Source organism: Streptomyces sp. NBC_01689 (assembly GCF_036250675.1).
Lineage (GTDB): Bacteria > Actinomycetota > Actinomycetes > Streptomycetales > Streptomycetaceae > Streptomyces.
The window spans coordinates 9,233,591-9,251,817 of sequence record NZ_CP109592.1 but is presented as its reverse complement, the minus strand read 5'-3'; the positions used below and the strand labels follow the sequence as shown (position 1 = coordinate 9,251,817).

The 18,227-nt window shown below is 71.8% G+C and carries 17 protein-coding genes and 1 tRNA gene; 8 read left to right on the top strand and 10 right to left on the bottom strand.

From position 1 onward, the window contains the following. The first annotated feature begins 54 nt into the window (after positions 1-54). The 4 genes from OG776_RS39575 (at position 55) to OG776_RS39560 (ending at position 3,097) form a co-directional block, all read left to right on the top strand. Complete coding sequence (locus OG776_RS39575; RefSeq protein ID WP_148011162.1) at positions 55-462, top strand: YciI family protein; 408 nt, start codon at positions 55-57, stop codon at positions 460-462. Positions 463-470: 8 nt separating this feature from the next. After that, on the top strand, positions 471-1,619 hold the full coding sequence (locus OG776_RS39570; RefSeq protein ID WP_148011163.1) for an RNA polymerase sigma factor: 1,149 nt from the start codon (positions 471-473) through the stop codon (positions 1,617-1,619). Between the two features lie 455 nt (positions 1,620-2,074). Then, positions 2,075-2,626, top strand: a complete 552-nt coding sequence (locus OG776_RS39565) for an SPW repeat protein (protein WP_329323482.1) — start codon at positions 2,075-2,077, stop codon at positions 2,624-2,626. A 210-nt stretch (positions 2,627-2,836) separates the two neighbouring features. After that, positions 2,837-3,097 (top strand): hypothetical protein, encoded by a 261-nt coding sequence (locus OG776_RS39560; protein ID WP_148014777.1) that lies wholly within the window; start codon positions 2,837-2,839, stop codon positions 3,095-3,097. 49 nt (positions 3,098-3,146) lie between these two features. Here OG776_RS39560 and OG776_RS39555 read toward each other — a convergent pair whose 3' ends face one another. The 3 genes from OG776_RS39555 to OG776_RS39545 form a co-directional block, all read right to left on the bottom strand. Continuing rightward, positions 3,147-4,160 carry an NAD(P)/FAD-dependent oxidoreductase gene (locus OG776_RS39555; protein ID WP_148014778.1) on the bottom strand — a complete coding sequence of 338 codons (1,014 nt, stop codon included), beginning with the start codon at positions 4,158-4,160 and terminating at the stop codon, positions 3,147-3,149. Beyond that, on the bottom strand, positions 4,157-4,702 hold the full coding sequence (locus tag OG776_RS39550; RefSeq protein WP_148014779.1) for an isoprenylcysteine carboxyl methyltransferase family protein: 546 nt from the start codon (positions 4,700-4,702) through the stop codon (positions 4,157-4,159). Before OG776_RS39550 ends, OG776_RS39555 begins: the two co-directional genes overlap by 4 nt. A gap of 118 nt (positions 4,703-4,820) precedes the next feature. After that, positions 4,821-5,879, bottom strand: coding sequence for a type III polyketide synthase (locus tag OG776_RS39545; RefSeq protein WP_148014780.1), 1,059 nt, complete (start codon positions 5,877-5,879; stop codon positions 4,821-4,823). 153 nt (positions 5,880-6,032) lie between these two features. Between OG776_RS39545 and OG776_RS39540 the strand changes: the two genes are divergently transcribed. Next, positions 6,033-6,248 carry a hypothetical protein gene (locus OG776_RS39540; protein WP_148014781.1) on the top strand — a complete coding sequence of 72 codons (216 nt, stop codon included), beginning with the start codon at positions 6,033-6,035 and terminating at the stop codon, positions 6,246-6,248. 347 nt (positions 6,249-6,595) lie between these two features. After that, on the top strand, positions 6,596-8,269 hold the full coding sequence (locus OG776_RS39535; RefSeq protein WP_222723811.1) for an esterase-like activity of phytase family protein: 1,674 nt from the start codon (positions 6,596-6,598) through the stop codon (positions 8,267-8,269). 113 nt (positions 8,270-8,382) lie between these two features. Here OG776_RS39535 and OG776_RS39530 read toward each other — a convergent pair whose 3' ends face one another. The 3 genes from OG776_RS39530 to OG776_RS39520 all read right to left on the bottom strand — a co-directional run bounded on the left by OG776_RS39530 (position 8,383) and on the right by OG776_RS39520 (position 11,922). Continuing rightward, entirely contained in the window at positions 8,383-9,210 is an 828-nt protein-coding gene (locus OG776_RS39530) for an aldo/keto reductase (RefSeq protein ID WP_148011193.1), read from the bottom strand. A 111-nt stretch (positions 9,211-9,321) separates the two neighbouring features. Next, a complete protein-coding gene (locus OG776_RS39525) occupies positions 9,322-10,833 on the bottom strand; it encodes an MFS transporter (protein ID WP_329323481.1) in 1,512 nt (503 codons plus the stop codon). Positions 10,834-11,271: 438 nt separating this feature from the next. Beyond that, positions 11,272-11,922 (bottom strand): TetR/AcrR family transcriptional regulator, encoded by a 651-nt coding sequence (locus tag OG776_RS39520; RefSeq protein WP_148011191.1) that lies wholly within the window; start codon positions 11,920-11,922, stop codon positions 11,272-11,274. An 83-nt stretch (positions 11,923-12,005) separates the two neighbouring features. Between OG776_RS39520 and OG776_RS39515 the strand changes: the two genes are divergently transcribed. Next, entirely contained in the window at positions 12,006-13,511 is a 1,506-nt protein-coding gene (locus OG776_RS39515; RefSeq protein ID WP_329323479.1) for an FAD-dependent monooxygenase, read from the top strand. A gap of 47 nt (positions 13,512-13,558) precedes the next feature. Here OG776_RS39515 and OG776_RS39510 read toward each other — a convergent pair whose 3' ends face one another. After that, complete coding sequence (locus OG776_RS39510; RefSeq protein WP_329323478.1) at positions 13,559-13,864, bottom strand: hypothetical protein; 306 nt, start codon at positions 13,862-13,864, stop codon at positions 13,559-13,561. Between the two features lie 65 nt (positions 13,865-13,929). Between OG776_RS39510 and OG776_RS39505 the strand changes: the two genes are divergently transcribed. Then, a tRNA-Met gene (locus OG776_RS39505) sits at positions 13,930-14,003 on the top strand. A gap of 51 nt (positions 14,004-14,054) precedes the next feature. Here OG776_RS39505 and htpG read toward each other — a convergent pair. From htpG to OG776_RS39490, 3 genes are all read right to left on the bottom strand, one after another. Next, positions 14,055-15,989, bottom strand: a complete 1,935-nt coding sequence (gene htpG / locus OG776_RS39500; RefSeq protein WP_329323477.1) for a molecular chaperone HtpG — start codon at positions 15,987-15,989, stop codon at positions 14,055-14,057. 179 nt (positions 15,990-16,168) lie between these two features. Next, complete coding sequence (locus OG776_RS39495; RefSeq protein ID WP_148011187.1) at positions 16,169-16,837, bottom strand: class I SAM-dependent methyltransferase; 669 nt, start codon at positions 16,835-16,837, stop codon at positions 16,169-16,171. Then, positions 16,834-17,940: a type III polyketide synthase gene (locus OG776_RS39490; RefSeq protein ID WP_329323476.1), complete on the bottom strand. Its 1,107-nt coding sequence runs from the start codon at positions 17,938-17,940 to the stop codon at positions 16,834-16,836. The genes OG776_RS39495 and OG776_RS39490 overlap by 4 nt, the downstream gene beginning before the upstream one ends. Positions 17,941-18,227 lie beyond the last annotated feature (287 nt).

Sequence of the window (18,227 nt, the reverse complement as noted above, 5' to 3'; positions counted from 1 at the left end):
CCCCCGTGCAGAACGCGGCCACAATGGGTCGCACCAGGAACGAGGAGAACCACGATGGCCAAGTACCTGCTGCTGAAGCACTACCGCGGCGCCCCCGCCCCGGCGAACGACGTGCCCATGGACCGGTGGACGCCGGAGGAGATCTCGGCCCACCTGCAGTACATGCGCGACTTCGCGGACCGTCTGGAGAAGACCGGCGAGTTCGTCGACAGCCAGGCGCTCGCCCCCGAGGGAACCTTCGTCCGGTACGACGGTGAGGGACGCCCTCCGGTCACCGACGGCCCCTTCGCCGAGACCAAGGACGTCATCGCCGGCTGGATGGTGATCGACGTCGACAGCTACGAACGCGCCGTCGAACTGGCCGGAGAGCTGTCGGCGGCTCCCGGGGCGGGCGGCAGGCCGATCCACGAGTGGCTCGAACTGCGCCCCTTCATGGGCGCGCACTCCACCGTGACGGAGTGACCTGACACGTGGACGAGACGCTGCTCCGTGACCTCACGCCCGGCGTGCTCGGAATCCTCGTACGCCGCGGCGCCGACTTCGCCGCGGCCGAGGACGCCGTGCAGGAGGCACTGGTCGACGCGGTCCGCGTCTGGCCGGCCGACCCGCCCAGGGACGCGAAGGGCTGGCTGGTCACCGTGGCCTGGCGCCGGTTCCTCGACGCGGCCCGGGCGGACGCCGGACGCCGTCGCCGTGAGGAGTCCGTCGACGAGGAGCCGGCCCCCGGACCGGTTCCCGCCGTGGACGACACGCTCCAGCTCTACTTCCTGTGCGCACACCCCTCGTTGACGTCGTCGTCCGCGGTCGCGCTCACGCTGCGCGCCGTGGGCGGGCTGACGACCCGCCAGATCGCACAGGCCTATCTGGTGCCCGAGGCGACCATGGCGCAGCGGATCAGCCGGGCCAAACGCACGGTCTCCGGCGTACGGTTCGACCGGCCCGGGGACGTCGCCACGGTGCTGCGTGTCCTGTATCTGGTGTTCAACGAGGGCTACTCCGGCGACGTCGACCTCGTCGCCGAGGCCATTCGGCTGACCCGCAGGCTCGCGGCGGCGATCGACCACCCCGAGGTGGCGGGGCTGCTCGCCCTCATGCTGCTGCACCATGCCCGGCGCGCCGCCCGGACCGGGGCCGACGGCAGTCTGGTGCCGCTCGCGGAGCAGGACCGCGGCCGGTGGGACACCGGGGCGATCGCCGAGGGCGTCGCCATCCTCCAAGGCGCCCTGGCGCGCGACCGGCTGGGCGAGTTCCAGGCGCAGGCCGCCATCGCGGCCCTGCACGCGGACGCCCCCACGGCGGAGGAGACCGACTGGGTGCAGATCGTCGAGTGGTACGACGAACTCGCGCGCCTGACCGACAGCCCGGTCGTCCGGCTCAACCGGGCGGTGGCCGTGGGCGAGGCCGACGGCCCGCGGGCGGGCCTGGCGGCGCTCGCCGCGCTGGACGGTTCGCTGCCCCGGTACACGGCGGTGGCCGCGTACCTCCACGAACGGGACGGCGACCTGACGACCGCGGCACGGATGTACGCCGAGGCCGCCCGCGAGGCCACCGACCTCGCCGAACGCGACCACCTGACACGCCGGGCCGCACGGCTCAACAGCGCCCGCGGCGGCGCCTGACGAGTCACGTCCGCAGCCGCTCCGGCACTCGGCGACCGCGTGGCCGATGGGGCCGATGGGCCGATGGGGCCGACGCGCCGAGGGCGGTGGGCCGGAGGCCGCACCGGGGCCGGCGGCCCGTGGCGCCTCTCCCGCTCGTTCCTCCGGGCCTTCCTCCGAACGCTCACCGCGTGCCGCCCGGTCCCCGAGGCGGAATGACACGCGCGCGGCGGCTGATCCGCGGCCGCGCGGCCCGATGGCGACATGCGAGGTCACGGCCCTCCTGGAAGACTGGTTTCGGCGATCCGACATAGACGCCGGGCCGACCGCCGAGCGAGCCGGGCCGGGCATGGCACATGGACGCCGCCACCCCCATACAGCCCGATAGGCGCCATTCCACCGGAATGCCGGATAGAAGCATTTATGCGGAGCTTATGGGTAGAGGGTGGGTACACACCTCTCTTCTGGAGGCCATCATGGCGTCAACCCATCACGCACCCATCGAAGAGCACCCCGACCTGCTGGAACTCCGGGCCCAGCACGACCGTGCCGTCACCACCCCCCGCGCCCAGATGATCGAGGCCCTGGCCCTCATCACCGGCCTGTACCTCGCGGCCTCCCCCTGGATAGCCGGCTTCAACGGCTCCACGACGCTCGCCATCACCAACCTCATCGCCGGTATCGCGTACATGCTCCTCCTGGGCGGGCTCGGCAGCTCCTTCGAGCGCACGCACTCCATGGCATGGGCCGCCGCCGTCATCGGCATCTGGACCTGTGTCGCGCCCTGGGTCGTCGCGGGCGACGTCGCGCACACCCGTTCCATCATCAGCAACCTCATCACCGGCGCCGTGGCCACCCTGCTCGCGGTCGCCGCCGCCATGGCCGCCCACGGCCACACCGGCACCCGCCGCGGCGGCGACATCAGCACCGGACGCGGCGACAGCGTCAGCACCGGGCGCGGCGGCAACGTCGGCACCGGACTCCGTGACGACCGTCGCACCATGCCCCAGGGACGCGACGACCGCTGACCCACCCGGCCCCCGAGGCGCCCCCAGTCAGAGCGCGCGCCCCCTCCCGCCTGGCCGCCCGCTCCGTCGACCACCGTCGTGACGAGCGAACTCCCCCCGGTCACAGGGTTCTTGGCAGACCGCCGACCGAATGCGTCACCGGTTCCTACGAGCCCGTCGCGCACCTCGTAGGCCGACGTCAGGACAGGACAAGCCCATGGGACACGGAACATGACCACAGATCCGCCGCAGCGCTTCGAGGTCCTGCTGGTTCCCGAACACGTCGTGAACCGAGGCGATGCCCCGGTCGACGACTCGGCCGTCCGCTCGGCGGTCGTCGAGGCGACGGGCGAGACAGGGAACTCGGGCTATCCCCGCTACGCCGGAGACGGCATCGTCGCCGACATCGATCCGCTGACGCGCACGGTCGAGGCGGTGCTGGTCGACGGCTGGGAACTGGACTACGGGCTGAGCGCGAAGGTCGCTTCCTGATCGGTCCGTCGTCTTGTTCCCCCGGCCGCCGGGGTGAACGTGGTCGCGGCTACTGCAGTGCGCGGATCGCGGCCGCGAACAGGCGGGGCATACGGGATGCCGCGGGCACGACCAGAGCGGCGCCGGCAGGGTGCCTGGTTGCCGTCAACAGAGCTCCCGTCAGCAGTCTGTGACGGCGGGTCAGTCGCATCCACGTGTGCTCGTACGCGGCCGGACGGCCGGTGGTGAGGCAGCGGACGGCAGCCCCGGCCGAGCCCAGCGCGAGGGCGATGCCCTCACCGGTCAGGGCGTCCAGGTATCCCGCCGCGTCGCCGACGAGCAGGACCCGGCCGGCGACCCTGCGCCGCACCCGCTGCGGCATCGGCCCGGCGCCGCGTACATCCGTCGTGGCCGGGCCGCGCAGCGACGCGGCGAGCGCGGGGAAGGCGGCCAGCTGGTCCTCGTAGCCGCGACGGCTCCGGCTGAGCACCGCGACGCCCACCAGGTCGTCCCCGACCGGTGTCACGTAGGCCTCGCCGTGCCGCGACCAGTGGACCTCCACGAAGTCCGTCCACGGTGCCACCCGGTAGTGCCGGCGCAGTCCGTAGCGGCTTTGCTCCCGTCCCGGGAGTTCCAGCCCCAGGCTCCGGCGCACCGGGGAGTGCAGGCCGTCGGCCGCGATCAGCCAGCGAGAGGTGAATCCACCGGCCTCGACCCTGTCCGCGCTCTGGCGGACCTCACCGATCCTGCCGTGCACCAGCCGCACGCCGAGACCGAGGGCGCGTCCGTGCAGTGCGGAGTGCAGCGTCGTCCGGCGGATCCCCAGCCCGCCTCCGCCGCGGAAGGACGCTTCGGCCCGGGTGGCGCCGTCCAGGTAGCGGATGCCGCGCAGCGCGTGACCGGTGACCTCGACACCCAGGGTCCTCAACGCGACGACACCGCCCGGCATGACTCCCTCTCCGCAGGCCTTGTCCACGGGCGCCGTCCTCGGTTCGACGACGACGGCCTCCAGACCGGCGAGGGCCGCGTGGATGGCGGCGGCCAGGCCCGCCGGACCGCCGCCGGCCACCAGCACGTCGATCACGCGGAGGCCGGGGTGGTCGAGGGCGAGGCGGTCGCGGACGCCAGCGCCCGGTTCTCGCAGCGGATACGTACGGTGAGGACGGCGGCGTCGAGGACGGTGAACGCGACCGCCGTGACCCAGGCGGTGTGCACCAGGGGCAGGGCGACGCCCTCCGCGACGACGGCGACGTAGTTCGGATGCCGCAGCCGGCGCAGACGGTAGGGCCCGCTGGACACCGGCGGGAGGCCGGGGACGACGATCACCCGGGTGTTCCAACGGGGTCCCAAGGTCCTGACGCACCACCATCGCAGTCCCTGCGCGGCCACCAGGACGCCGAGCATCGGCCAGCCGAGCGCGGGCAGGAACGGCCGGTCGGCCAGCCGCACTTCGGCCAGGCACCCGGCCAACAGGCCGATGTGGAGGGCCACCATCGCCGGATAGTGGCGCTGCCCGGTCACGATCGCGCCGCGGGCCCTGCTCCAGCGCTCGTTGCGGCCGGCGACGACGAGTTCGGCGAGCCGTTCGGCGGCGATCGAGGCCACCAGCAGTCCGTACCAGTTCATGAGGTGCCTTGTCCCGGTCCCGCATCGTGTGTCCGTACGTTCTGTGTGTCCTGTGCGCGTAGGCCTTGTGTGCGTACGTCCCGTGCCCCGATGTTCTCTTGGCCTCGGCGCGTCCCGCCTACCAGCGCAACAGGACCAGCTCGCAGGCGAATCCGGGCCCCATGGCCAGCAACAGCCCCGCCGTGCCCGGTGGCGGGCGGCGTTCGGCGAGGGTGTCGCGCAGGACGTGGAGCACCGAGGACGAGGAGAGATTGCCGACGGCCGCCAGATGACGCCACGTCACGTCGAGCGCGTCGTCGGGAAGGCCGAGCGCCTCGGTGACGGCTTCCAGGATCTTGGGGCCGCCGGGGTGGCACACCCAGGCGGTCACGTCGTCCGGCTTGAGCCCGTGGTCGACGAGGAACCCCTCGACGTCGTCGGCGAGATACCGGCGGACCAGATCCGGGATCCGCGGGTCGAGGACCACCTGGAAGCCGGAGTCCCTGATGTCCCATCCCATGACGCGCCCCGTGTCCGGGTAGAGGTGGCTGCGCGTGTCCACGATCGTGGGCCCGTCGGTCCTCGCCGTACGGTGCGCGCCGTGGGCGACCACGGCGGCGGCGCCGTCGCCGAACAGTCCGGTGGCGACCAGGTTGGCCATGGAGGCGTCGTCGCGCTGGAAGGTGAGCGAGCACAGCTCGACCGACAGCAGTACCGCCACGTCGTCGGGCCGGCCCAGCAGGTGGTCGTGCACGCGGGCCAGTCCCGCGGCGCCACCGGCGCAGCCCAGTCCGAACAGGGGTAGTCGTTTGACGTCCGGCCGCAGTCCCAGGCGGCCCACCAGCCGTGCGTCGATCGAGGGCGTGGCCACGCCGGTGACGGAGGTGAAGACCACCAGGTCGACGTCGGCCGGGGCCAGCGCGGCCTCGCGCAGCGCGCCCCGGACGGTTTCGGCGCCGAGGTCGGTGGCGGCGGCGATGAACACGTCGTTGGCGGCACCGAACCCCGCGAGGTCCCCGTACTGTTCGAGAGGCAGCGTCATATGGCGCGAGCGGACCGTCGTGCCGCGGTGCAGCCGGTCCAGGACCCGGCGGTCGGTGCCCGCGGGCAGACAGGTCCGGGCGACCATGTCGGTGATCTCGGACTGGGTGCGGCGGTGCGGTGCGAGGGCACCGTGAACGGCGGCGATCCGCGTCATCTGCTTCCCGTCCGGTTGCCCCTGGTGTGGTCTGCTCTGCAGGTGTTCCCCGCGGGACCGCTCCGCCACCAGGGATCGCCCGTCCGGCCGTCCGGCGGTCCGTCGGGAGGCGCCCGGCGTGCGTCCCGGGTGCGCGCCCCGCACGCTGGGGGCATGGCCCCACCGCAGCCCGTGATCGTGTATCCGCCGGGAGACGACGGCGGCCGGCGCGTCCGGGTGGGCGAGCGGTTCCTCGGCATGGCCTACGGACTGCTGGACGTCGCGGACTTCCTGCGGCGGGCGGGCCTGGGCGAAGCGGACCCGCGGGGGGTCGCGGCCTCTCCCTCCATCGAGTGGCGCGGCGGCGGTCCGGACGTCTGGGGGCACTGACCCGCGGCATCCGCCGCCGCCCCCGCGCGACCCACACCCGGCCCCCCCGTCCTCGTCCCTCTCCCGCGCCCGGCACCGGAGCGGGGGCCGCGCCCTCGACGACGCAGTCCTGCCGTGCGTGCCGCACCTGCCGCGCCTGTCGTTCCGGGCGCATGTCCGTGGACCCGGAGCCACGGCCCTCAGCGGCTCGCGGCGCCCGCCCGAAGCCGGCGGCCCGGAGGTGAACCGTCCACGGTCGCCTCCGGCGGCACGAACCGGCCGAAACATTACGAAGAACCGGCTCGCCGGGAATCGAGGTTTCACCAAATGCCCCCTCGGAGTTCATCATTGACCGGCAGGTTCTCGGTGTGACTCCAAGACCCTTCTCCCGCAAGCCCACCCGGATCGCCGTCGCGATCGGTGCCGCTCTCGCCGCCGTGGGCGCAGGCACGGTCGCGGCCCAGGCCGGTGGCTGGCTCTCGGCCCCGTCCCACGACTTCCGTCCGGTCGCCGACTCCTTCTCCGGTCACGCCACGGTGGCCGGCAACGTGCTGCGCAACGACCACGGCGCGACCGCGGTCGTACGGCACACCGAGCCTGCCAACGGCAAGGTGACGGTCGGCGCGGACGGCACGTTCTCGTACGTCCCGAAGTCCGGCTTCACGGGCACGGACACCTTCACCTACACGGCCACCGACGCGGTCCAGCTGTTCAAGGACGCCCGGGCGGACGGGACCCCCATTCCGCCGCTGGCACAGGTCGCCGGTCCGAACGGCACCGCCACCAGGATCTCCGGCGAGGGCTTCGGCTCGTCGCTCACACCGGTACCGGATCGGTCGGGCCACTTCTACGGTCTCACCGACCGCGGCCCCAACGCCGACGCACCGGACGGCAACAAGTCCGAGATGGTCCTCGACTTCACTCCCGAGATCGGCGAGTTCAGGCTCGTCGACGGCAAGGCCCGGCTCGTCAGGACGATCACGCTGAAGGGGCCAAAGAGCCTCGGCGGTGTGTCGTACAGCGGCCGCCCGCCGCACGACACGAGCGAGACGATCGACGACGTCGCCGCGACGAACGCCAACGGCGGCACGCCCACTCCGGTGGCCAGGGACCCTTACGGCTACGACTCCGAGGGCCTGGTGGCACTCCCGGACGGGACGTTCTGGGTGTCGGACGAGTACGGCCCGTACCTCACCCACTTCGACGCGCACGGCTACGAGTTGGGCCGGCTGACCCCGTACCGGAACAGCCCGGACAACGCCTACCACAAGATCCTCGGCCATCTGCCCGCCGAGCTCGCCAACCGGTCGAAGAACAAGGGCATGGAAGGCCTGACGGTCACGCCCGACGGCTCGACCCTGGTGGGCGTCATGCAGGCCGCGCTGCAGCAGCCGGACCTCGGCAGCACCAAGGCCGGGAACGTCGCGGCCACCCGTATCGTCACGATCGACCTGCGCACGTTCCGGTCCAAGCAGTACCTGTACCTGCTGGACAACCCGGCTACCACGGGTGCCGCGAGCAGCGAGATCACCGCGCTGTCCGGCACGAGGTTCCTCGTCGACGAACGTGACGGCAACTTCGAGCCGTTCGCCAAGAAGACCCTGTACGAGGTGGACACCGACGGCGCGACCGACGTCAGCGGCCTGACGATCGGCGGGAAGTCGCCCGAGGCCCTCGTCGGGACTGCCGGGACCAACGCCGCGCTCACCTCGCTCACCTCGGCGGGTGTTCATGTCGCGCAGAAGCAGCCGTACCTCGACGTCGGCACGCTGGTGAGTCAACTCGACCCGAGTGGCGCGTTCTTCGGGCACGACAAGGTCGAGGGCGTGGCGACCGACGACTCCGGCCGGACGCTGTACCTGTCCAACGACGACGACTTCGGCATCGACACCATCGCCGTCGACCCGGACGGGAAGTGGACGGTGCACCAGAAGGTGCTGCCGCCCACCGGTCAGGAGGACGGCGGCGAGATCCTGAAGGTGGACACCACCAGGCTCCCGGCGGTCCTCAAGACCGTCTCGGTGACGGTCCGCGTGCGCTGAGGCGCCGCACCGCCGTCGGGCTCGTCCACTCGCTTCCGATCTCTCCCGTGGACGAGCCCGTCCGCTGTCACGGGCCCGCGTGGCCGCGCCTCCGGCCTCGCCCGGAACCGTCGTCAGCCGTTGAAGCGGTCCGGGTCGGGGCCGGTCCGCTCGTCGCGGTTCAGCGCGGAGATCTCACGCATGTCGCCCTCGGCGAGCTCGAAGTCGAAGAGGTCGAGGTTCTCCGCGATGCGCTTCGGGGTCACCGACTTCGGGAAGACGATGTCTCCCCGCTGGATGTGCCAGCGCAGGGTCACCTGGGCGGCCGTCCTCCCCACCCGCTCCGCGATGCGGTTGATCGTCGGGTCGTCGAGCACCTTGCCCTGCGCGATGGGCGACCAGGCCTCGGTGGCGATGTCGTGCTCGGCGCCGAAGGCCCTGACGTCGCCCTGGGTGAGGTAGGGGTGGACCTCGACCTGGTTGACGGCCGGGACCACCTCGCTCTCCTCGAGGAGCCGGCGCAGGTGGTGGGGCTGGAAGTTGGACACGCCGATGGCCTTGGTCCGGCCGGAGCGGTAGATCTCCTCCATGGCCTTCCAGGTCTCCACGAAGTCGCCCCGGCCGGGCAGCGGCCAGTGGATGAGGAAGAGATCCAGACGGTCGAGACCCAGGTCCTCCATCGTGCGGTCGAACGCCTGGAGGGCGTCGTCGTACGCGTGCGCGCCGTTGTTCAGCTTGCTGGTCACGAAGACCTCGTCACGGTCGAGACCGGAGTCGCGGACCGCCTGGCCCACCTCCTTCTCGTTGCCGTACATCTCCGCCGTGTCGATGTGCCGGTATCCGGCTTCCAGCGCGGCCAGCGTCGTGTCCCGGGTCTCCCCCGGCGGGATCTGGAAGGTACCGAAGCCGAGCTGGGGGATCCGCACTGCGTTGTTCAGGGTGAGGGCGGGGACTGCTGTCACGGTGGCTCCTGACGTCGCTGGTTTCACGGTCCGGGGTGTGCACGCCCACGCTGCTCCCCTTCCACCTCTGCCGCAAAACATACGTATCGTGAACTTTCCCCTGGTGCGGGTTCAGTCCTGGCGGGCGTGCACGGGATTGTTCGCGACCTCGTCCGGGCACGGGCGGTGCCGGTGGTGCCGGTCGCGCCGCCAGTCGAACGCGGCGAGAGCCAGGCAGGCCGCCGTGCCGACGAGGGCGGTGACCAGCGCCGTGACGAGGGCGCCTCGATAGTCACCACCCCTGTCGAGCCTCAGGTAGAAGAGGCCGGGGAGGGCGGCGGTGCCCACCGCGGCGCCGAGCCGCTGCCCGGTCTGCAGGGCGCCGCCCGCGGCGCCCGCCATCCGCACGGGAACGTCCCGCAGAGTCATGGTGATGTTGGGAGAGACCACGAATCCGCTGCCGACACCGCCGAGGAACAGGGCCGGGGCGGCCGCCCAGGGCGCTACGTCGAGGGAGACGAAGCGCAGCAGCAGCGCCGTGGTCCCGAGGCCGACGATCACGCCCGTCAGGCCGGCCACGGTGAGCAGGCGCCCGAACCGTTCCACCAGGCGTCCGGCGACCACCGCCGCGACCGCGGAACCGAGGGCGAAGGGCGTGACGGCGAGTCCGGAACGCAGCGGTGAGAAGTGGAGCCCGTGCTGGTAGAAGAGGGCGAAGACCAGCCAGACGCCGCTGAAGCCCATGAAGTAGAGCGTGCCCACGCCCGCGCCGACGGCGTAGCCGCGGACGGTGCTGAACAGGCGCAGGTCGAGCAGCGGCTGGCTGTCGGCGGCGACGAGGCGGCGCTCCCACCGGACGAAGCCGACGAGGACCACGGCGCCGACGGGGAAGAGCCACCACAGGTGGCCGATACCGCCGGAGTCCGCCTGGACCAGCGGATACATGAGGGCGAGGACGCCGAGCCCGAGGAGCAGGACCCCGATCCCGTCCACGCTGCCGCGCCCGGAACGGCGGACGCGCGGCAGCAGCCGGCGGCCGAGCAGCACGGCGAGAATTCCGATGGGGACGTTGACATAGAAGATCCACCGCCAGCCCTCCGGTCCGGACGCCAGGGCCAGGATCGCGCCGCCGGTGAGGGGGCCGGCGGCGGAGGAGATGCCGACGGTCGCGCCGAAGAAGCCGAAGGCCCGGCCGCGTTCGGCGCCACGGAACATCTGCTGGATGAGCGCGGAGTTCTGCGGTGCCATGAAGCCGGCCGCCAGCCCCTGGGCGAGACGGGCCACCACGAGCAGCATGATGTCGGGGGCCGCGCCGCAGGCCGCGCTGAACAGCACGAAGCCGCTGAGCGCCAGCAGGAAGATGCGGCGCCGGTCCAGGGCGTCACCGAGGCGGCCCGCGGTGACCAGGGCGAGGGCGAAGGTGAGGGCGTACCCGGACACCACCCACTGGACCTGGGCGGGAGTGGCGTGCAGATCACGCTGGATCGTGGGCAGGGCGACGGCCACGATCGTGACGTCCAGCAGGCTCATGAAGCCGGCCACCAGCGTGACCCACAGGGCCCGCCACCGCCGTGGGTCCGGCTCGGCCCCGGCCTCCTGGACGTCCGGTGTCCGGCCGCCGTCCGCTGACGTCGACGGGGTCACGTGGGCTCCTTTCACCTGGAGGAACCGGGTCACCTGGAGTCACCGGGTTCCCTGAGCGGCGCACGAGCACACACCCAGTGTGTAACCCGGGCCGCTCGTGCGCGTAAGCCTTGAGCCGTCCGGAGGGAACCCTTGCCCGGCGACACCGCCGTCGCGCAGGCACCTGGCTCCGGTGCGGTCCACGGGGCCGGTGCCTACTCCCCCGCCCGCATCCCCCGTCCCCGTTCTCGGCGCTCTCGGCGCGCTGTTGCGGGCACAGGTCCCGCTCGTACACGGTGAGCGCGGCCTCCACGTCGCCCGGGTGCGCGGCGACGGCCCGGCCGAGTTCGGCGCCGTCCCCTCGGGCACAGCAGGGGTCCGGCAGCGCTACGGGCCTCGGCCCCGCGCCTCGACCAGGCCCCCGCCCTCGCCGACGCCGACGGCATTCCCCCACTAGGGTCACCCGCCGGGGCTCAGCCGGCGCAGTCCGGTCTCCAACAGTGTGAACGCGTGCTCCGCGTCGGTCACCGCGCCCGCCTGGCGCGCGTCGGCCGACTCTCCGTACGCCAGGCGATCCGCGTTGTCCTGCGCCAGCGCCCAGTGGACCGCGACGATCTGGACGGCGGCCAACCGCGCGGTGAGTTCCGGGGTGTCCGCCGTCTCCCGCAGCGCCTCGGCGAGCGCCCGCTCGGAGCCGGTCTTGAAGCGTTCCATCCGGGCGACCAGCGAGGGTGCGTCGAGGATCATCCGGTGGACCCTGCGCACCTGGGGGTGGTCGTTGAGCCCGGTGATCGGATCCCGGTCGCGCAGTCCCCGGAGGAAGTGCTCGCGCAGCGCGCTCAGCGGGTCCGTGCCGGACGGGCGAGCCCTCACCACGCGGGCGATCTCGGTCTCGTGGTCGGCGAGACGGTGCACCACGAGGTCCTCCTTCGCCGGGAAGTAGGCGAAGACCGTGCGCTTGGACACCTCGGCCGCTTCCGCCACCTGGGCCACCGAGACCTGCTGGAAGCCGTGCTCCAGGAACAGTGCGATCGCCGCGTCGGAGATCGCCGCGTGCGTCCGTCGCTTCTTCCGCTCCCGCAGTCCTGGCTTCTCGTCCACGGCACCCACCGTAACAGATTGCTACCCCGAGACTATTTCTGCACCTGGTATACATTTACTCCGAGACGAGAAATGGCAGGGAGCGAGTGAGGGTGGTGACGGTGAACGAGACCGAGGTCGTCGTGGTGGGCGCGGGCCCGACCGGACTGACGCTGGCGTACGAACTGGCCCTGGCGGGCGTCGAGACGCTGGTGCTGGAGAAACTTCCCCGGCGTCTGGAGCAGGTGAAGGGCGGCGGGATCCAGCCCCGCACCGCCGAACTGCTGGAGACACGCGGGCTGTTGGAGCCGATGCTGAAGCGGGTCACGCCGCGCGATCCGATCGGCGGGCACTTCGCCGCCCTTCCCGTGGCCCTGGACTGCACCCCCTGGGACACCAGGCACCCCTTCCCGATCGCGATGGCCCAGTGGGAGATCGAGGAGCTGCTCGAGGAGCGGGTGAGCGCGGCCGGCGTGCGGGTGGTCCGCGGCACCGCCGTCTCCGGGGTGGAGTCCGACGACGACGGCGTGACCGTGTCGGCGGACGGTCTGCGGGTGCGGGCCCGCCATCTGGTGGCGTGCGACGGCGGGCACAGCACCGTGCGCAAGGTGCTCGGGCTGCCGTTCCCCGGCAGGCCGGGCACGCACCACGCGGTGCTGGCCGACATCCGGCTCGCCTCCGTCTCGTCCCTCGTGCCACGGCAACTGGGGCACATGAGCACCCTGATGCGCCGAGCGGGCGACCACTGGGCCATGCTGGCGCCCCTCGGCGACGACCGGTACCGGTTCACCTTCGGCCGCGCGGACCGGTCGGACATCGCCCGCGACACCTCCGCCGTCACCGACGACGAGATCCGCGCGGCGCTGCGGATCCTCTACGGGCCCGGGACCACCCTCGGCTCCGTGGACAACGCCTCCCGGTTCAGCGACGCCACACGGCAGTTGGAGCGGTACCGCACCGGCCGCGTACTGTTCGCCGGCGACGCCGCGCACATCCACCCGCCACTGGGGGGCCAGGGCCTCAACCTCGGCATGCAGGACGCGTTCAACCTGGGCTGGAAGCTGGCCGCGGTCGTCCAGGACCGGGCACCGGAGGGTCTTCTGGACAGCTACCACGCCGAACGGCACCCGGTAGGAGCGCAGGTCCTGCACCATACCTCGGCGCAGCGCGTCCTGGCGGACCCGGACCCGAGCGAGGACGTGGCCGCCCTGCGGGACATCTTCGTCGACCTGCTGAGGCTCCCGGACGCCAACCGTCACCTCGCGGGACTCATGTCCGGCCTCTCGCTGGGCTACGACCTCTCCGGCGACCACCCGCTCACCGGGCAGCGCATGCCGGACGCCGACCTGGTCACCGCCGCCGGCCCCACCCGCCTGTCGACGCTCTTCGGCGCGGGGCACGCCGTCCTGCTCGATCTGGCCCGAGCCGTCCCGGCCGGACTCGGCCTCCCGCCGCGCGTCGACCTCGTCCGCGCCACCTGCGCGGCCGGTCCGGGCGCCGCGGCCCTGCTCATCCGCCCCGACGGTTACGTGTGCTGGGCCACGGACGGCCCCGCGGTCCACGGCGAGACCCTGCTCGCCGCGATCGCCGACCATCTCACAACGGCGGAGGCGCACTGAGCCGAGGCCTCCGTACCCGCCCCCACTCGTGCCTCCGCACCTCCGACTCACGGTCGGGGCAGGCCGAGTTCCCCGTCGAGTACGCGCGGCCGGTCACCGCCGGCCAGGCCTGCCGCGACCAGGAGATCGCGCCAGTCCAGCCGCGCGAGGCGCACCGCCGAACGGAACCCGTCGACGTCTCCCGCGGCGATCATCAGAACCGCGGCCAGGAGCCGCTCGACGCTCTGCCGCGACGAATCGAGCTCGGCTCCCAGCACGCGCGGGGCACCCTCGATCCCCCGGGCGACGTCGCCATCCGGGAAGTCGCGCCGGACTCTCGCGTGCAGACGGGCGCTGATCAGGTCCTCCGACATGCGGCCCCCTCGGAAACGATCATGGTCACGGCGCCGACCGAGCTGACGTAGACTCGTCCCGACGACGCGGGGTGGAGCAGCTCGGTAGCTCGCTGGGCTCATAACCCAGAGGTCGCAGGTTCAAATCCTGTCCCCGCTACGAGAAGAGGGGCCGGCACGATGTGCCGGCCCCTCTGGTGCGTCCGCCCTTCTAGACGGAGAGCCGGTCCGCCATCAGCTTGGTGAAGCGGGCCGGGTCCTTCAGCGCTCCGCCTTCGGCGAGGAGCGCCATGCCGTAAAGGAGTTCCGCGATCTCGGCGAGGCCGGGGTCCGCGCCGTCCTCGCGTTCGCCGTGGGCCTTGTTGAGGCCCTCGACCAGGGAGTGGCCGGGATTGAGTTCGAGGATGCGCTTGGTGCGCGGGATGTCCTGTCCCATGGCGCGGTAGATGTTCTCCAGCGCCGGGGGGATGTCGTGGGTGTCCGACACGAGACAGGCCGGCGAGACCGTCAGACGGGTGGACAGCCGGACCTCCTTGACGTCCTCGGCGAGTTGTCCGGTCATCCAGGTCAGGAGTCCCGCGTACTCCTGCCGCCGGCTTTCGCGCTCGTCCTCGGTCTCGTCGCTGTCCGGCTCGCCGCCTCCGAGGTCGACCTCGCCCTGGGTGATGGAGCGGAGCCGCTTCCCCTCGAACTCGGGCACGGCGGTGACCCAGATCTCGTCGATCGGGTCGGTCAGGAGCAGGACCTCGACGCCCTTGGCGCGGAACGCCTCCATGTGAGGGGAGTTCTCGATGGCTTCCCTGGAGTCGCCCGTCAGGTGGAAGATCTCCTCCTGGCCCTCCTTCATGCGTTCCACGTACTGCGCCAGCGTGGTCGGCTCCGCCCCGTGGGTCGAGGAGAACGAGGAGAGGGCGAGGAGGGCGTCGCGGTTCTCGTGGTCGTCGAGCAGGCCCTCCTTCAGGGCCCTGCCGAACTCGCGCCAGACGGTCGCGTAGTTCTCCGGGGCGCTGGTACGCATGTCCTTGATCGTGGACAGGACCTTCTTCGTCAGACGCCGCTGCATCCTCTGGATGTGCCGGTCCTGCTGGAGGATCTCGCGGGAGACGTTGAGGGAGAGGTCCTGGGCGTCGACGATGCCCTTGACGAAGCGCAGGTAGGGCGGCAGGAGTTGCTCGCAGTCGTCCATGATGTGCACGCGCTTGACGAACAGTTGGAGTCCGCGGCTGTGGCCCTGGGTGAACAGATCCTGCGAGGCGCGTGCGGGGATGAACAGCAGGGCCTGGTACTCGAAAGTCCCTTCCGCCTGCAGGCGGATGATCTCCAGCGGGTCGACCCAGTCGTGACTGATGCGCTTGTACAGCTCGTGGTACTCCTCGTCGGACACGTCCTCCCGTGCCCTGGCCCACAGCGCCTTCATCGAGTTCACGGTCTCGACGTCGTCGGCGGCCGGCTCGGCCGGGGTGCTCCCGTCGCCCTGTGCGGCCGCCGCGTCGCGCTGCGCGGGCATGCGGATCGGCCAGGTGATGAAGTCGGAGTACCGCTTGATGATCTCCCGGATCTTCCACGCCCGGGTGTAGTCCTCGGGCTGGTCCTCCTCGTCGACAGGCTTGAGGTGGAGGGTGACCGTGGTTCCCTGCGGCGCCTCGTCGAGATCCTCGACCGTGTACGTGCCTTCCCCCCGCGAGACCCACCGGGTGCCGCGGCTCTCGCCCGCGTGCCGGGTCACCACGGTGACCTCGTCGGCCACCATGAAGGCCGAATAGAAGCCGACGCCGAACTGGCCGATGAGACCGGCCGCCGCGTCCGCGTCGTCCGTCTCCTTCAGCTCACGGAGCAGCCGCGCGGTTCCTGAGCTGGCGATCGTGCCGATGAGCTGGACGACCTCCTCGCGCGACATGCCGATTCCGTTGTCCCGCACCGTCAGTGTCCTCGCCTGCGCGTCGGCGTCGACACCGATGTGCAGATCGGACACGTCCGCCCCGAGCACGTCCTCACGCAGGGCGGCGAGGCGCAGTTTGTCCAGCGCGTCCGAGGCGTTGGAGATCAGCTCCCGCAGAAACACATCCTTGTTCGAGTAGATCGAATGGATCATCAACTGCAGCAGTTGACGGGCTTCCACCTGGAACTCGTGGGTCTCGGCCGACATAGCCTGCGAATCCTCCAACATCATCGACGGCACTACGACTCATGCACTGTAGCCGCGGTGTTTCCGCGCGGGCGACGAGATGGGCCGATCACCGGCCGCGCGGCGCGCGAACCGGGTCCGGCCCCGGTCCGACGCGCCCCGCACGCGTGGGGTGCGGGGCGGTGGGAGTCCGGCCGGGATCAGGGGACCTCGGCCTCGAACACGGCCGTACAGCCGAAGACGGCGATCCGATGGCTGGGGAATCGCGCGGCCAGTTCGGTGCGCAGGTCGGCGAGGCTGTCGTGGGCGTTGTGGAAGACCCCGCGGCGGTTGAGGAGCGCGAGCTGGACGCGCGCGCCGGCCGTCACCCGGACTCCCCGGGCGAGCACGGTCGCCCCGAAGAGCCGCCCTCCGGGACGCACGCAGGCGGCCGCGTGGTCGAGGACCGCGGCCTTGGACCTGATGGTGCCGGGCAGGCAGTGGAGCAGGAAGTTGACCGACGCGGATCCGAAGCAGCCCGGCGGCAGCGGAAGGGCCCGCAGGGCGTCGGCCCGGACCGTCGTGATCTGGTGACGCGCGAGGCGGCGGGCGGCGTGCCGCAGCGAATGTTCGTTGAGGTCGGCGAGGGTGACGGCCTGCCGCGGGGCGTGGGCGCGGCAGCGATCCAGGAGGTAGCCGGTGCCGACTCCGATGTCGAGGTGGACGTCGGCGAGGTTGCGGTCGAACAGCGCGAGGAGTTCGCGGACGGGGACGCGCCAGAAGAACCGGCAGTTGACCTGGAAGATCGCCAGGTCGTAGAAGCGCAGCGTCCAGGGCGTGTACGCCGCCTGTCCCTCGTAGACGTCGACCGGCATCCCGGGGCCGGTCACGCGGCACCGCTCCGGACCGTGGCCGCGGGCCAGCGCAGGAGGACGGCCTCGTAGACGAGACCCGGGCCGACGGCCAGCACGATGCCCCAACTGCCCGGCACCGGCTGGTCGGCCAGCGTGCCGCGCAGGGCGTGGAGCACGGTGACGGAGGCCATGTTCCCGCAGTGGGCCAGGACTTCGTACGCGTGCCGCAGGGCTCGCTCCTCCACCCCCAGCCCCTCGGCCATCGTGTCCAGCATCTTCCGGCTGCCCGCGTGGCAGGTCCAGGTGCCGACGTCCTCCGGTCTGAGGCCGTGGCGGTTCAGCAGGGTCTGCACCGGGGTCCGGACCGACTCCATGACCATGCCGGGCAGGCCGGGGTCGAGCAGCGTCCGCAGGCGGTCGCCGTCGAGATACCAGCCCGCCATCCGCTCCGAGCCGGGCACCAGCACACTGTGCGTGTCCACCACGCGCGGTCCCGGCGGGAGTTCGCGAGTGCGCTCGTCGCCGGCCATCACCACCGCCGCGCTGCCGTCGCCGAACAACGCCCACTCCGCGAGCCGGGTCAGGGTCGGACCGCCCTGCCCGGCCAGCACGAACGCGGGTTCCACGGCCAGGCCGACCGCGATCTGGTCCGGGTTGCCCTTCAGGTACTCGTGCATCCGCGCGATCAGGGCCACCCCGCCCACGCACCCGAGACCGTTCATCGGCACCCGTCGCACATCGGGACGCAGCCCGGCCCGGCGCAGGACCTCCAGATCCCACAGGGGTGTCCCGATCGCCGTGTACGACGTCGACACCAGGGCGTCGACGTCCTCCCGCCGCATCCTGGCCCGCGCCAGTGCCGCGGTCAGGGTCTCCGCTCCCATCCGGGTGGCGGCGCGGCGCTGTGTGCGACTGGCCTCGGCGAAGGGGATGTCCGACAGGCACTGTTCCAGTGGAACGGCGAACGCGCGCTGCCGTACTCCCGCGTTGGCGGACATGCGTCTGGCCACTCCAGGGTTCGTTCCCCGCGTCCCGTCCGAGGGGAAGCGGGAGATGAAGGCGACCACCTTCTCGGTTATCTCGTCCTGCGTGTAGCGATGGGGAGGCTGCAGTCCCTCCACGACGGAGATCTGAGGCATGCCGCCAAGTGTGGTCCGCCGCACGGTCGTTGAGGATCACCTACACGAGTGCCACAGGGGCACGCCCGCGCAGCCTCGCGGTCCCGCCGTCGTCGAACGCGCCGGGTACGGGAACCCATCACCGCCACTCCCCCTCGTCCGCGGGAACAGGCGGCGTACGCGACCCCGGACTCCACGAACCGCCGGCGGCGGCGACACGGACGACAGCGAGGCATCGTGCGCCGCCCGGGGGTCGAGAATATCCGGCGCATCGATACGAACCCGGCACCAGCTGCCAAGAAGCACCG

Excerpts from the sequence above, each read along its gene's own strand:
- htpG (WP_329323477.1), bottom strand. The coding sequence starts at position 15,989 with ATGTCGGCCGAGACCCACGAGTTCCAGGTGGAAGCCCGTCAACTGCTG.
- OG776_RS39540 (WP_148014781.1), top strand. The coding sequence starts at position 6,033 with ATGGCCCCACCGCAGCCCGTGATCGTGTATCCGCCGGGAGACGACGGC.
- OG776_RS39510 (WP_329323478.1), bottom strand. The coding sequence starts at position 13,864 with ATGTCGGAGGACCTGATCAGCGCCCGTCTGCACGCGAGAGTCCGGCGC.
- OG776_RS39545 (WP_148014780.1), bottom strand. The coding sequence starts at position 5,879 with ATGACGCGGATCGCCGCCGTTCACGGTGCCCTCGCACCGCACCGCCGC.
- OG776_RS39490 (WP_329323476.1), bottom strand. The coding sequence starts at position 17,940 with ATGCCTCAGATCTCCGTCGTGGAGGGACTGCAGCCTCCCCATCGCTAC.
- OG776_RS39560 (WP_148014777.1), top strand. The coding sequence starts at position 2,837 with ATGACCACAGATCCGCCGCAGCGCTTCGAGGTCCTGCTGGTTCCCGAA.
- OG776_RS39565 (WP_329323482.1), top strand. The coding sequence starts at position 2,075 with ATGGCGTCAACCCATCACGCACCCATCGAAGAGCACCCCGACCTGCTG.
- OG776_RS39575 (WP_148011162.1), top strand. The coding sequence starts at position 55 with ATGGCCAAGTACCTGCTGCTGAAGCACTACCGCGGCGCCCCCGCCCCG.
- OG776_RS39550 (WP_148014779.1), bottom strand. The coding sequence starts at position 4,702 with ATGAACTGGTACGGACTGCTGGTGGCCTCGATCGCCGCCGAACGGCTC.